Below are 14,726 nucleotides of genomic sequence, written 5' to 3'. Positions count from 1 at the left end.
AAAACGTGGTGTTGCTTATGGGGCAATGTTCCCAGGCTATACAGATACAATGCACCAGGCAAATGAATTTATGAGCCTTGATGACTTGTTCAGAGCAACTGCAATTTATGCAGATGCCATTTATCGTTTGGCGAAGTAAAAGTTGTGATTAGTCAACTAAAATAAAAAGGTGAGACAGAATTTTTTCTGTCTCACCTTTTTATTTGACTATTTTTTTAGGTGGAATAAGGCAAGCAAAACCACCTAATATAGCAAACGTGGTGACGATTTGCGTCCGATAAGTAAACCAATGATGGATTTGTGAGTGGTTAGCTAAAACGTTATACCAAATATAAGGTGTGATGGCAATAAGTAAGAATACTAAAACAAATTGAAACGGTAAATGCTCTGTTCGGTTTTTATATGCAAGATATAGGAAAATAAAACAGGTTATTGCTAACAATAAGATAATTACTTTAGGATACATTAAAGTGAAGTTGTCCTTAAGCATTGCTAATCGATGTAAAGGATATTTCTCATTTCCCTCTGTTCGAAAAAGAATCTGATTGAAAGCATCCTTTACGATATTTTGTTTAAGAATAACTGAAGAAATGATCCATTTACTCAACCAAGTTAAGCCGTAGCCGATTGACCAGAAAAAACCAGTGGATAAGAATATTTCTATTTTTTTGCCTAAAGAAGTATCCTGCTTTTTAACATCTTTACTATTTAGATAGAAAAGGACAACAATCGGAATTCCCCAAGAAATCAAAGGTGTTGTTAGTAAATCAAAAAAGTTTGCTAGAGAACCAATACTAAAAAAATAAAGAAGAATGCTACTTTTGTCTTGAAATAGTTTTGGTTTTACTAAAAGTAATAATAAAGCGAATAAGGTCAGAATCAAAATATTTGAAAACTGCATACTGAAAAAGAAAACTGACACGTTAGCTGCAGCTAACGACAATAAGAAAGCAATCCCCAAATAAATGTCTGTTCTTTTTATTAAAAAGTAGGAGACAATTCCAATCAAAAGAAATAAAAGAGAAGCATAAATCATTCGGATACTGCCAAGAGACATAGCTGCTAACAATGGACGTAAAAATACTTGATAACCATGCCAATACCGAGGATAGCCGTTTATCGACATAATATTTTCTACAAGGGATAATTTATGATCTTTCATTGATTTCTTTACCATCAACTTGTCTGTAAAATTATCTAATTTTGTACCATTTTCATTCGCTGAATTGATTGTAGGATAATTGCCTTCTTTTTCAAATATTTTGACTGAACTGGTTACATGAGACGAAAGAAAACGATCTGGAATGCTATAAGCGATAGTTAAAGTTAGACAATAACTAAAAATTAATAAAAAGAAAATAATCGTAGTTTTTTTAATTAGTTTCATAATCGACTCCTTCTTTTTTTTCAAAATCAAATTTGATAAATGGTATCAAAAGATAAATAGGTAGCCCCAATGCTAAAATAAAGACATAGCGTAAGCTAAACGCAACAGGAGTGGCAATCATGATAGTTAGAAAGACAAGTATTCCTGGTGATAGAAGTAATAAAAATCGATATTTTTTTTGAGATAGTAAAAGAAAAACACTAAAAATAAGTAACCATAATAAGGTGCCAGAACCCAAAAAATTTCGTGCGTCAATCAATTTTGTTGTGCTTGAGATACCCATAAAACGCTCAATTAAATTAATTTGAGTGATACCATAATTATTGGTGTTGACACGAGTATCAAGAAAACCATAGTTATTTTTTACGCCAGGAACCCAAAAACCAAATGTTTCTAGAATATAAGCGTCAGTGTAAATAGAAAGGTTTTTTGGTAAATTTCTACCCCATAAGAGTAAGAATTCTTTATTATGTTCGTCTAAGAAAGTATTGTTAAAATTTTTATGCCATTTAATGGAGTCAGCTAGACTTGGTGTATAAGCTTCATAGTCTTGTAGAGGTAGGATTTTATCCATTAAGGCTAAATCATCTTTAGCTAAATCTCCATCCATAACGATTGCTCTGGTGATCTGTTGCATTGGTACGCCTAATCGTTCAGCGGAAGCTGTTGGAACTGCATATCTAGTCATGAGTGGTTGAATAACTAAGACTGTGAGTAAAAGATAACCTGCAATCACTTGGGAAATGGCTTTGATTTGTCGGTTCTTGAGTGAAATAACTAGAGCAATAATTCCTGTCCCCACCACAACATACAACCCATTATTTCTTAGATAAGTGGTTAGTAAAGCAAACAAAATAATAACTAATTTTCTTGTGAAATTCACTTTACTCTCAACGATAAAATCAAATAATGTTAACGAGAATAATAGACATGCAATAGAAAACAAAATATCTTTTTGCATATTCAATGCATAGATTGGAAAAACAGGTGCTAAAGCAAAGTAACTAGTTGCGAGAAGAATGACAAATTTATTCACTTTCTTTTTTAGTAACCAGCAGAGAGAATAACTGATGGTAGTTGCTAAAAGAATTGATTGTATAATTGAAAAAAGGAAAACGCCATGATTGATGCTCTTAGTAGGCAAATCATGAACGAAAAATTTTACGATCAATGTAAATAGAACTGGATGATGATTATTTATTGGTTGATCTCCCATCGCTTGTGCGACTGAACTTAATGAATCAGGTAAAACTACACCAGGATATAAAGTTAGCGCATAAGGACTCCAACAAATTAATAGAAGTAGTGTGAAGAAGATGAAGTATCTACCAAACGAAAAATACTGAGTTTCAAATCTTTCCAGTTTCACTTTCATTTTAGGTAATAAGATTTGTGCATATTGTAAAATCAAAAAGAAATAAAATAACATTGCAACAAAAAGTGTGAATTGAAAAATACCGAAAGAATCAATTGTTGTTTCGTGATAGTTTCCAGAGACCCTTTCAAAATGAATCCGATTTTTAGTCATTAAAGTCAGTGCAAAAATCATTGAAAAAATCACATTTAAAAAAGCAAGTCTAGGTTGTTTAAATGATAACAGATGTTTTCCTTCTTGCATCAATGCGATTAGAAGTAATCCTACTAGAGATATAATAACTACTGGATTCAGTGAACCAAAGCCGTAAGCTGTTAAAAATGAAAGGAAAAAAGTAGCCAATAGTAATAGAAACCTAGAAAAAGGATAGGCGATAGTTAAATTCATACGAACCTCCTCAAACTACTTTTCTTTTTGTTGTTCATGGTAGACATGGTATAAATTCAGCTCGTATTCTTTTTTTGCATTCGACACGACAGTATCTAAGATCAAACCAGTAATCAAAGAAAGCATAGCCATTGTCATTAACCCAGTGCTCAGAATAGCAGAAGGAATACGTTCGATGAATCCTGTCACCATAAACTCACGTATAACTGGAATACCTACAAGTAAACCTAATACGAAGAAAAGGATTGTCCAAATACCAAAAAAAAGTAATGGTTTGTAGTCTTTACACATCTTGATAATCATCATAATTACTTTAAAACCATCTGAAAAAGTATTTAATTTTGACTCGCTACCTTCTGGGCGGTCACGGTAGTCAATTGGTACTTCGACTAGTTTGAATTTTTTATCCAAAGCATGGATCGTTAATTCAGTTTCGATTTGAAAACCAGAGCTCATAATCGGAAAGCTTTTGACGAAAATTCGATTGAAACCGCGATAACCAGTCATAACATCTTTAATGTCTGTTTTATATAATTTTGCGATCGAGTTTTTGACTAGGTTATTACCAAGATCATGAAAGGGCCGTTTGTTTTCATCAAAATACGTACCGTTTGATAAACGATCACCGATTACCATGTCAGCTTCACCAGAACGTAATTTTTCTAATAAGCCATGAACAGCTTCAGCTGGGTACGTATCATCGCCATCAACCATCAAGTAATAATCGGCATCAATATCAAAAAACATTTGGCGAATCACGTTTCCTTTACCTTGTCGTGGTTCTTTTTTGACGATAGCGCCACCTTGAATGGCAAGATCATAGGTTTTGTCGGTTGAATTATTGTCATAAACATAAATATCTGCCTCAGGTAGTTCCCGTTTAAAATCAGCAATAACTGTTGAAATCGTTGCTTCTTCATTGTAGCAGGGAATCAATACAGCAATTTTTTCACGTTGTTCCATGTTGCACTCTCCTTAATTTAAAAACTAGTTTAAGAATAACGTATATTAGCTTAGAATGCTAGATAAGTTCAGATAGATAAAAATCATTTTTGCTAAAAGTAAAGTTATTTTTTAACGAAAAAGTCCCTTAGAAAAAATGCAGATTTTTTCTAAGGGAGAGATGTTTTTCGTCTTAAAAAGTGGATTCATACTTTTCTCGGGAAATATCTAACACAGTTCCAGTATGAGCATCGGCTAAGAATTCATAGTAGACGATTTCGCCATCTTCCATTCGAGAAATTCCCCCGCGATAACCATTTGAGTGAATCGCAAATTTTCTAATTGGTTCTTTTTCAAAAGAGATCCATGAACCTTCAATTGAGCCTTCTTTTAAAAAGGCATTTTTAATCTTGGAAAGGACTTGATCCGCGGTCAATGATTTTTTGTGATGATACCAGACTGTGGAAGCAACACCAGTTAAGAGACCAAGGCCAACACCAAGCGCTAATCCGCCTTTAAAATAATTGTAGTCTTTTTCTTTGGACATTCAGGTAATCCTCCTTCTTTCACTTCATGTATCTGGGTTTATTCTACCATACTCTCGGTTTTTCTCAGAAATAAATAACCAATCTTTCGCAAAATAAGTTATAATGAAAACGTCGATTTATTCGGAGAAAACTTTTTTTGAATGGATCAAATAAAAGTCTGAGAGGAGTTTAGTCTGAAATTTAGACGATATATTATGGAAGAAAAAACATTTCAACGTATTAAAGAACTAACTGAATTACAAGGAACAAGTGGATTTGAACAAGATATTCGTGCATACATGGAAGGACACATGGAACCATTAGTGGATGAGTTACAACTAGATGGTCTTGGTGGCATTTTTGGGTTGCGTAACCATGAAGATGCAGATGCACCACGAGTAATGGTGGCAGCACACATGGATGAAGTTGGATTTATGCTAACTCAAATCCAAGATAATGGTTTATTTAAAGTAGTTCCTTTAGGTGGCTGGAATCCTTATGTTGTTTCGGCACAACGTTTTACTTTGAAAACATCATCTGGTAAAAATTATCCTTGTATTTCTTCATCAGTTCCACCACATTTACTACGTGGAACAAGCGGTCAAAAATCAGTCGAAGTAACAGATATTTTATTTGATGCAGGATTTGAATCACGTGAAGAAGCCATGAGCTATGGCGTCTTACCTGGTGATACGATCGTACCTTTTGCTGAAACGATCAAAACGGCAAATGGGAAAAATATTATCAGCAAATCTTGGGACAATCGTTATGGTTGTACAATGGTTTTAGAAGCACTAGAAGCGTTACAAAATGAAAAATTAGGCCACACTTTGATTGCAGGGGCGAATGTGCAAGAAGAAGTTGGCTTGCGTGGATCAAAAGCATCTGTCAATAAATTTAAACCTGATTTATTCTTTGCGGTAGACTGCTCTGCTGCAGATGATACTGTAACGAAAAAAGGAACCTTTGGACACTTAGGAGAAGGTACACTGATGCGTATCCAAGATCCTGGTTTGATCATGTTGCCTCGTTTACGTGAATATCTGTTAGATGTTGCAGAAACAAACAATATCCCGTACCAATACTTTGTTTCAAAAGGTGGAACAGACGCAGGTGCTGCTCATACTCAAAACGAAGGAATCCCAAGTACAGTTATTGGCGTAGTAGGACGTTACATCCACACACACCAAACAATGTTTAGCATCAGCGACTTTGAAGCAGCAAGAGAAATGCTGATTCAAACACTGAAAGGCTTAGACAAATCAACTGTAAATACGATTGTTTACGGAAAATAATTGAAGCTAAATATAAGAAATCTGATAAGATAGAAATTTTCTATTTTATCAGATTTTTTTTATCAAAACAAAAATCTTCAAACGTTTGTCAGTTTGTGAGAAAGGTGTATAATTTAAGTAAAGATGATAGTAGGAGGAAAGAAAACGGATGATTATTCCAAAAAGTCTAGAGGAATTAGCAAGTTATGTAGAAAAAGGAAAAAACGTATTTTTCTTTACAGCCGATTGGTGCGGTGATTGTCGTTTTATCAAACCACAGCTACCAGAAATTGAACAAGATTTTTCTGATTGGCATTTTATTGAAGTCGATCGTGATAAATATATCGATATTGCTGCAAATTGGAGTATTTTTGGTATCCCTAGTTTTGTAGTCATTGAAGATGGTAAAGAGTTAGGACGATTAGTGAATAAAAATCGTAAAACGAAGCAAGAGATTGAAGATTTCCTAAAAAGTGTCACAGTTGATTAACATCTATTAGGAGGGGTCGAAATGGATCAAGAGTATAAAAATATTTTAGTAGGTATTGATGGTAGCGAACAAGCCAATGCTGCATTTAAAAAAGCAGTAGAGGTTGCTCGTCGAAATAACGGAACAGTTTATGTGGCCAACGTGATTGACCAACAATTTTATAATTTTATGGGTTACGCACCAATGGATCAAAATTTGATCGATCAAGGAACGGAAAACGCTAAAGAAATGATTCAAAGTTGTAAAGACTATGGAAAATCAGTCGACTATACAAAGATTGAAGGAATTATAGCTTACGGGTCAGTTAAAGAAGCAATGGCTGTTAATTTACCAAAAAAATATCAGATTGACCTTATCATGGTTGGGCAATCTGGCTTAAATGCTGTTGAACGTTTTATGACCGGTAGCGTGGCTAGCCATGTTATTCGTCGAGCACCTTGTGATGTATTGATTGTGACCGAAGAAAAAGACGAGGAAGCATAGAATCTTCGCTTTCTTTTACTCAATGATTGTTGAAAAGTACTATGTTGAAAAAAGTGGGTGGCAAACTCAAAAGTTGACTTTTGTCACTCCCTTTTTTTGGTCATTTTTCATGACGCGAATGAAAAAAATCTCATGCAGAAGTGTGTTTTTTTTGTTAAGATAAACCTCAGCAAGAGATAATGGAGGAAAGAACATGATTTTTGCTTATAACAAAGCACACGTCGGAGATACCTTAATGGTAGTTGTAGCCGACGACAAAGGAACTGAAAATAAAGTTGAACGGAAATGGAATGTAGCTCAAGTGAAAGATGCTTCTGGTCAAATCGTTGCTTGGAACTTTTTCCACATTTCTGATCATTTGGCTATTGAAGGAAATGGACAAGTAACAATTAACCAAGAACAATTAGCGGAATTAAATCGTTTGATTAAAGAAGCTGGTTTTACCGAGACATTGATTGCGGATAATGAACCTAAAATTGTTGTTGGCTATGTTAAAACATGTGTCCCACATCCTGATTCTGATCATTTATCCATTACAGAAACAGAAGTTGATAATGGAAATGTTTTACAAATCGTTTGTGGCGCGCCCAATATCGAAGCTGGACAAAAAGTGGTTGTGGCAAAACCGGGCGCAATGATGCCTGATGGCTTGATGATTTGGCCTGGATCATTACGTGGCGTAGAGAGCTACGGTATGATCTGTTCGGCTCGCGAATTACATTTGCCAGATGCGCCAACAGAAAAAGGAATTTTAGTCTTACCAGAAGATGCAGTTGTTGGTGAAGCATTTCCTAAATAGAAATTAAATGAATGGAAAAAGGTGGGGCAAAACGTCGTTTCGTTTTGTCCCACCTTTTTTGTTACACATTATTATTGATTTGAATTATTTTGTTTCAATGAAGATTGATCGATTGTCAATTCTACCGTAGCAGTTTTTTCTTCAGATCCTCGGTAGTAAGTTACTTTGACACTGTCACCAACTTTTTTCTTGTAAAGTGCAGTTTGTAACTCTACCCCAGAAGAAACTTCAGTATCATCAATTTTAGTGATAACGTCGTATTGTTTCAATCCTGCTTTTTCAGCAGGAGTAGCTGCTTGAACATTAGTTACGATGACACCATTTGTCACTGAAGTTGGAATCTTCAATACTTGTTCTTGTTGTTGTGTAGAGATAGCAGACAAGTCGACCATTGTGATTCCTAGTGCAGGACGGGTTACTTTTCCATCTTTTTCTAATTGATTGATTACATTCACTACATCATTACTTGGAATTGCAAAGCCCATGCCTTCCACATTTACATCAGATGAAGATTCTGATGTACTAGCAATCTTGCTTGAGTTGATTCCGATTACTTGTCCTTCAATGTTTACTAATGGACCACCTGAATTCCCAGGATTGATTGCCGCATCGGTTTGGATTGCATTGATATTGACTGTTTCGTTTGATTCATTGGTACTAGTTACTTGACGATTTAAAGAAGAAACGATACCTGAAGTTACTGAGTTAGCATAAGCTGAGCCAAGTGGCGAACCGATCGCAATAGCAGGCTCACCAACTTTTAAGGATTCAGAGTCACCAAATGAAGCAACTGTATCGACTTTATCAGCATTGATTTTTAGTACTGCTAAGTCAGAATAAGCATCCGTTCCCACTAATTCAGCCTTTACTTTACTTCCGTCTTTCAGTAAAACTTCTAAACCTTGTTGGCCATCGACTACGTGATTGTTTGTAACGATATAGGCAGAGTTTCCATCTTTCTTATAAATGACACCACTACCTTCGCTATAAGCTTCTAAATTCTCATCAGAACTGCTTTGTTCCTGTTGTCCAAAGAGCTGACCGAATTCGCTTGATTGATTTTGGTTTTGCAAATTGATGACTGAAACGACAGCGCCTTGTACTTTATCAACAGCACTAGTAATATCAGATTCAACATTAACTTTGACATTCTCAACGACTGTTTCACCAGCAGAATTTTGATTGCCGCTTGCGCTGGTTGAAGAAGTTGTAAAAGACGAGCCCATAGCACCATAAAATATACCTGCAGTAATCAATCCGCCAAGGACACCACCAACGAGGCCAAGTCCTAACTTTCTCCAAAATCCCTGATTATTTTTTTTCATTTTAGGTGTCACATCTTTTTTATCCATGTGTTCCTCCTCCGTTCACTTTTTTATCTATCATTAGTATAGACTCATTTGATAAATTTAGTCTACTTTTAGACTGTGAACTTTTTATGAAAAACTTTAGGAAAAATATTTGTTTACAGATGAAAAAATTTAGTTGTTGTTTTCCACAGTAGTTGTGCAAAACTTTTTGTTTTTATTGAGGAAAACTAAGTATGAAAGTTATGCACAGGGTGTTGATAAAGTGGATAAAAATGGGAGAAACATATGTTTGTATCAAAAATAGTGATAAAACAAGGAAAAAAACAGGGATTTCTGTGGATAAACCTGTGGATGTTGTGCATAACTATGTGTGCAAAACTTTTCCACTTGTGCGGAAGAAAAAAAGAAAAAAGCATGATAAACTAAAGTGAAATGTTAATAGCAGTAATTTTGTGTGGATAAAGGGGTAGAAGATGAATATTAAAATAATATCTGTTGGGAAATTAAAGGAAAAGTATCTAATTCAAGGAATCAACGAATATGTAAAACGTCTTGGGGCGTATGCAAAAATGGAATTGATTGAAGTGCCTGATGAAAAAGCGCCAGAAAATTTAAGTGATGCACAGATGCAACAAGTCAAAGACAGGGAAGGTGAGCGTATTCTTTCAAAGATTAAAGAACATGATTATGTCTTTGCATTGGCAATTAATGGGAAAAATCCAACGAGTGAAGCATTTGCAAAACAAATTGATCAATTAGGTATCCAAGGGAAAAGTCATCTGACATTTGTGATTGGTGGATCACTTGGGCTAAGCGAGTCTGTGATGAAACGAAGCAATACACAAATCTCATTTGGTAAAATGACTTATCCACATCAATTGATGCGCCTTATTTTAGTGGAACAAATTTATCGTGTGTTTCGGATCAATACGGGGGCGCCTTATCATAAATGATACGTTTTTATTATCAATATTGAATCAAATTTTAGAGAAGCTAAGGTATGTAAGGAAGTAAATATTAAATACTTAGGAGAAGTAAATGAATAACAACGATAGATTATTGCGACTACGTTATGCCATTGATTTGAAAGATGCAGATTTTCTGAAAGCTTTTGAGCTGGGCGGTGTACCATTAACTAAAGAAGAAGCGAGGGCGGTACTGACAAAAGTCCAAGACAAGCACAAAGACAATGCGGAAAACAATGTGTATGAAAAAGCCATTAATAATCAGATTTTTGACGCATTCCTTAATGGTCTGATTCTCTTAGCTCGTGGTCCGCAAAACGATAGGTCGACAGCAGACACGCCACAAAAGAGCAAGGAAATAAAACACATCAACAATGTGTTACTAAAAAAACTAAAAATCGCCTTGTCTATGACCACCGATGATATTTTAGATGTTTTTTCTGAGGCAGAAATCTACCCATCAAAAGGGGAAATCGGCGCATTTTTGAGAAAAGAAGGACAACGAAATTTTAAGCCTTGCGGAGATAAATATATGCGTAAGTTTCTCAAGGGGCTTGGAATTTATAATCGTAAAGGATAAATGGCATACGACAGAGAAAAGTTTGTTGTTTCGATGAGAGCTAGTGTTGATAGCAGGTGAAATTTAAGGAGATAGAGGGGTTCTATGAATAACGAAGATGAGATACTTTTCAAAGAAATAAAAGATCGATGTAGGCTCAGTTTTGAACTTCGTGGCAAAATGTCCTTGATACAAGAAAAAAAGTACGTAGCTAATAAATCAAATTTTACGCTAGAACATGTGAAGAAATTAATTGCAAATTGGATTAATAGTAGAAGTGAATTTACGGAAATAAAACAACCGATTGCATTTGACATGAAAAAGCTTTGGCTAAATAAGAGTGAGAGAGAACTGGCTTTTAGAGATAAAGGGCAAGAAATAATTGATTCATTAAGTGAAGTGAGGCCGTATGAATATTTGTACGTAACACATAGGGAAGATGGAATGGTCGTTACCGTGGGTAAATCATCTTCTGATGGTATTTTTTTAGGTGGAGATCTTTTTTATCAACTCAATACAAATCGTTTATCCGGTACTGAAAATATAATTTTAAGGGCTCAATATGGCAATGAACGATTGGCAAAATATGATGAACTTTTACGAAATTATTTAGTTTGGGCTTGGATAGTTCCCGTCGAGTCAGGAAAAGCTAAGAAACTGGAGAGATTATTAGGAGATGAACTAATTAATCAAGAAGTACCAATTTTAAATTATTATTCTCATAGACAATAAAAGGCAGTTTTTCATGGTAATGCTCGCTATAACTGTGAAAATGGAAGAAAATCTGGGAACTAGCTTTTTAAATAAGTATATTTTTAATGTTTAATAAATACTAACCAATATCATCGGTCTGTATTGATCAGTTATATATTATCATTGGTAATTTTTTGAACTTATATGGATGAGAGCCTAAGTAATAAACTATATAACAAAGTGGCTGCACGAAGAACAGAAGATTGTCAGAGAATTTATCAGTAGTAAAAAATAGTTCTTTTGGAGTAATTACACAAAAGGTGAGTTCTGATAATTATCTTTATTTCAAGAAAATACCGAATAACTAATTGGAAGCAGAGTCAACAAAGTTACATGAGTAAAGGCGAATTAGTAAAATTAGCGCAGCGCCTTAACTTAACAGATAATTTCGATTAAATAATTAAAGAGCAAATGAAAGAGGAGGCTACTAAGAATCGTTAGCCTCCTCTTCATTTATTTAGTTAATCTTTTATCTTTTGTTGCGCCCATGTTGCACTGTACTGTTTGCCAGCAACAAGGTCATACTGGATCAAACGATAGTCTTCTAAAATTTTTTTTTGCTCTTTAGTCAAATCTGTTTCCTGGATGATTTGACTATCATTAGAAATGAAGACTTGTTTTCCGTTGAAACGGTTTGACAGACTTTCTGTTGGATCAATCGTTAAGGCAGGAAGCTGGTCGGATACTTCTGTCAGCAACGCATAGTAAGGTGTAACTTTGAGATTTGCTTGTTCAAGAGCCATTGCTCCAAAATTATTAGGAGAGACGACTTTCTTGTTCAATTTAGCTGCTTGTTCCCGACTATATTTATTGCTGTATATGAAGTAATCTGTCTGATGTTGCTCTAACCCGTATTTTTTTGAATCATTTCCGCTGTAGATGGCAGGCAAATGATCCCCATAAAAGACAAAGGTAATTGGTTTTTCAATTTTATCGATTTCTTGGATAAATTCTTTTACTGCTGTATCAGTATAATGGAGACCTTGCATATAAGTTTGTAGTTCTTTTCTACGGCTAGGGATTACAGCAGTCCCTTCACCTGTGTAATTTAATTCACTGTAGTAATCATCATAAGGCATGTGGTTTTGCATAGTCGATAACTGTATGAATTGTGAAGTTTCTGTATTGCTCTTCAAGGATTTTAATGTTTCTTTGTATGCTGATTCGTCCGATATACGTGGACTTTGTTCTATTTTATCTGTATAAGTTAACTTGTTCGGACTATCTAGGTAGTAAAATCTGTCAAAGCCAAATTTATCGAAGACTTGTTTTCTTCGATAAAGAGTAGCTGTGTAAGGATGGATAGCTATTCTTTCATCAAATAAATCTGTAATATTTGGGCTTTCCTGTTGTCTTTCTACCAACTGTGTATAGGGCGTAACTAACGAGGCAGCTAGATTGCTGATACTTAGACCAGTTAATCCTTCCCATTCCATATTGGCTGTTCCACCACCGTATCCAACAGAGAGCATTAATCCTCCTGTTTCTTGTGCTATGGTGTTTTTGATATAAGGAATTGGGTCTGTAGGTAGTGTTAGATTGGGTACACGCGCAGGATCACTAAAACTTTCGCTTAAATTAAGAACAATTGTCTGATTATCTAACCATTCATTTCTTGTTTGATTAATTTTATCAGCTTTTTTATCATACGTTGCCATTAGCTCATTGATTTTTTCTTTTGAGTAGTCTTTCGGTTCTTCCATAATTTTAATATCAATGTTGTTTAGAAACTGAATGACTGGACCATTCGATTTTACTGCCCCTTGCTGATTAAAGAAAGTTTTATCTACTTTGAACAAATTGAATAGCAAGAAAGAAGGCGAATTTTTGTGATTAATGAAGAATACGCCTGAAAAACATACTAGTAATACAGCAATACTGGCAAAGCGACGTTTCCAATGGATTTTTAAAGTGTACTGCTTTTGTAGTCTTCGTTGAACGATAATGCTAGATACTAATAATAATAGAAGGATAAATCCAGCTAGGATTAATAAGATTGGACTGACCATTGATAATAATTCTGAGAGACCTGTTAGCATCTTTAAATCTGAAGGAAAGACAGGTTCTTCCCGCATTTGCATTTTTATCACGGTTGAAATAGTAAGTAGTAAATTAATGATTAATGTAGTTGTAATGGCGTACCAAAACCGATTAGAAATTAACAATAATAAGAAGAAAAACCCCATAATAATAATCACTGTCAAAATCATTGGGGCTTGACGCTGAACGAATATAGTTAATGCAACTTTGATAGCTTCTTTCCAGCCCTCTTTTGGTATTAGAAGAAATATCTGTATAAAAGTAAAGCAGTAAAAAAATGCTGCAACTAAAAAATAACTTTTATTAGCAACAAACCAACGCAAACTTCTTTTCGAATTCTGTATAAGCTGTTCGATTGAATCAAAGGAAAAGTGTTCGGTGAAACGACGAAGGAATTTTATTTTTTGCAGATAAAATAAAAGAAAGACTAAGACAGATACTATCAATAAATAGGAAACAAAAAACTGTCCGATATTTATTAACCATGCTTTTCCCGAATTTGGAAATTCTCGTTTCATAAATGTAGACACACGATAAGGAACTATAGGGAAATTACATATGACTTGAGTAACAATCAAAGAAACTCCAAGTAAATCTCCAGTTGCCTTTATCTTTATTTTATCGGAAAGTCCTTCTAAAAATAAAAATGTAGCTAACGTATAATACATTGCAAAGAGCGAATAGGGTTTTGAAAATCTCAAAGCAGTATCTGTATTTCCTCTAAGTATAAGTGAAATTTGTGTCATTAAAATAACTAAGGACAATAAAATAAGTAAGCTGATGAATACTTGAGGAATTTTGTAACGAAACTTTTCTTTCCAGTTCCATTCTTTCACGCCGTAACCAACCAAAAATAAATAAAAAATCCATAGAATGTTCTGTCCATCTTGCAAGGCAAATGGATCCTTATTAAATAAAGTAGAACAGCCAACTAGCCCAATCGTTAAAATCAATAGCAGTCGTTTAATAGTTGCATTCGATAGTTTATTTAAGAAGTTAACTACATAAGGAATACTACAAAAAAGTAAGATACAAGAAACAGCGTATGTAAAGTAATTTTGACTAATAGGAGTTAGAATCAACCAATAATCACGTATATTCAAACTGCCAGCTTGTACATAAAAAAAGATATTACAAACTAGTCCGGCTACTAGGAAAATAAACGCAAAACGACTTAAATAATGTGAACCTTTTAGGCGAGCGATTTTTTGATACTGATAGCCCATATAAAGGGGGATCAAATTCGTACCAATTACAACTGATGTCTGTAAAAATGTATAGATATAGAACCGTCCGGGATTTTCTGCATATGTAGGAGCTGTGACTGCTGACATCAAGATACGCTGTAAAATAATCATTGCACATGCAACGAAAATTGTTAGGAAACCATAATTTCTCTTTTTTATTTGTTTCAAAAATAAACACCTCTCAAAAA

At 34.5% G+C, this 14,726-nt stretch carries 13 protein-coding genes; 7 read left to right on the top strand and 6 right to left on the bottom strand.

Annotation, left to right across the window (positions count from 1 at the left end):
• Positions 1-199 precede the first annotated feature (199 nt).
• From DOK81_RS06490 to DOK81_RS06475, 4 genes are all read right to left on the bottom strand, one after another.
• Positions 200-1,387: a hypothetical protein gene (locus DOK81_RS06490; RefSeq protein ID WP_206909447.1), complete on the bottom strand. Its 1,188-nt coding sequence runs from the start codon at positions 1,385-1,387 to the stop codon at positions 200-202.
• The gene (locus DOK81_RS06485; protein WP_206909446.1) at positions 1,374-3,149 is read right to left on the bottom strand and encodes a DUF6020 family protein; all 1,776 of its coding nucleotides are present in this window, start codon (positions 3,147-3,149) and stop codon (positions 1,374-1,376) included. Before DOK81_RS06485 ends, DOK81_RS06490 begins: the two co-directional genes overlap by 14 nt.
• Before the next feature lie 15 nt (positions 3,150-3,164).
• Positions 3,165-4,112: a glycosyltransferase family 2 protein gene (locus DOK81_RS06480; RefSeq protein WP_206909445.1), complete on the bottom strand. Its 948-nt coding sequence runs from the start codon at positions 4,110-4,112 to the stop codon at positions 3,165-3,167.
• A gap of 172 nt (positions 4,113-4,284) precedes the next feature.
• Positions 4,285-4,638, bottom strand: a complete 354-nt coding sequence (locus tag DOK81_RS06475; RefSeq protein ID WP_206909444.1) for a PepSY domain-containing protein — start codon at positions 4,636-4,638, stop codon at positions 4,285-4,287.
• 195 nt (positions 4,639-4,833) lie between these two features.
• Here DOK81_RS06475 and pepA point away from each other — a divergent pair, with 195 nt between their 5' ends.
• The 4 genes from pepA to ytpR all read left to right on the top strand — a co-directional run bounded on the left by pepA (position 4,834) and on the right by ytpR (position 7,664).
• Positions 4,834-5,913 carry a glutamyl aminopeptidase gene (pepA, locus tag DOK81_RS06470; protein WP_206899439.1) on the top strand — a complete coding sequence of 360 codons (1,080 nt, stop codon included), beginning with the start codon at positions 4,834-4,836 and terminating at the stop codon, positions 5,911-5,913.
• A 148-nt stretch (positions 5,914-6,061) separates the two neighbouring features.
• On the top strand, positions 6,062-6,382 hold the full coding sequence (locus DOK81_RS06465; protein WP_206909443.1) for a thioredoxin family protein: 321 nt from the start codon (positions 6,062-6,064) through the stop codon (positions 6,380-6,382).
• Between the two features lie 21 nt (positions 6,383-6,403).
• A complete protein-coding gene (locus DOK81_RS06460) occupies positions 6,404-6,865 on the top strand; it encodes a universal stress protein (RefSeq protein WP_206909442.1) in 462 nt (153 codons plus the stop codon).
• A gap of 193 nt (positions 6,866-7,058) precedes the next feature.
• Positions 7,059-7,664: a YtpR family tRNA-binding protein gene (gene ytpR, locus DOK81_RS06455; RefSeq protein ID WP_206909441.1), complete on the top strand. Its 606-nt coding sequence runs from the start codon at positions 7,059-7,061 to the stop codon at positions 7,662-7,664.
• Between the two features lie 71 nt (positions 7,665-7,735).
• Here the strand turns inward: ytpR and DOK81_RS06450 are convergent, their stop codons facing one another.
• Positions 7,736-9,016, bottom strand: coding sequence for a trypsin-like peptidase domain-containing protein (locus tag DOK81_RS06450; protein WP_206909439.1), 1,281 nt, complete (start codon positions 9,014-9,016; stop codon positions 7,736-7,738).
• 431 nt (positions 9,017-9,447) lie between these two features.
• Here DOK81_RS06450 and rlmH point away from each other — a divergent pair, with 431 nt between their 5' ends.
• From rlmH to DOK81_RS06435, 3 genes are all read left to right on the top strand, one after another.
• Entirely contained in the window at positions 9,448-9,927 is a 480-nt protein-coding gene (rlmH, locus tag DOK81_RS06445; RefSeq protein WP_206909437.1) for a 23S rRNA (pseudouridine(1915)-N(3))-methyltransferase RlmH, read from the top strand.
• Between the two features lie 85 nt (positions 9,928-10,012).
• Entirely contained in the window at positions 10,013-10,519 is a 507-nt protein-coding gene (locus tag DOK81_RS06440; RefSeq protein WP_206909436.1) for a DUF1456 family protein, read from the top strand.
• Between the two features lie 84 nt (positions 10,520-10,603).
• Positions 10,604-11,230 carry a hypothetical protein gene (locus DOK81_RS06435; RefSeq protein ID WP_206909435.1) on the top strand — a complete coding sequence of 209 codons (627 nt, stop codon included), beginning with the start codon at positions 10,604-10,606 and terminating at the stop codon, positions 11,228-11,230.
• Between the two features lie 482 nt (positions 11,231-11,712).
• Here the strand turns inward: DOK81_RS06435 and DOK81_RS06430 are convergent, their stop codons facing one another.
• Positions 11,713-14,706: an alkaline phosphatase family protein gene (locus tag DOK81_RS06430; protein ID WP_206909434.1), complete on the bottom strand. Its 2,994-nt coding sequence runs from the start codon at positions 14,704-14,706 to the stop codon at positions 11,713-11,715.
• Positions 14,707-14,726 lie beyond the last annotated feature (20 nt).

It is taken from the genome of Enterococcus sp. DIV0660C, from assembly GCF_017316125.1.
Lineage (GTDB): Bacteria > Bacillota > Bacilli > Lactobacillales > Enterococcaceae > Enterococcus_B.
Note: the sequence above shows the minus strand (reverse complement) of the source record. Positions and strands in the feature narration are given on the sequence as shown.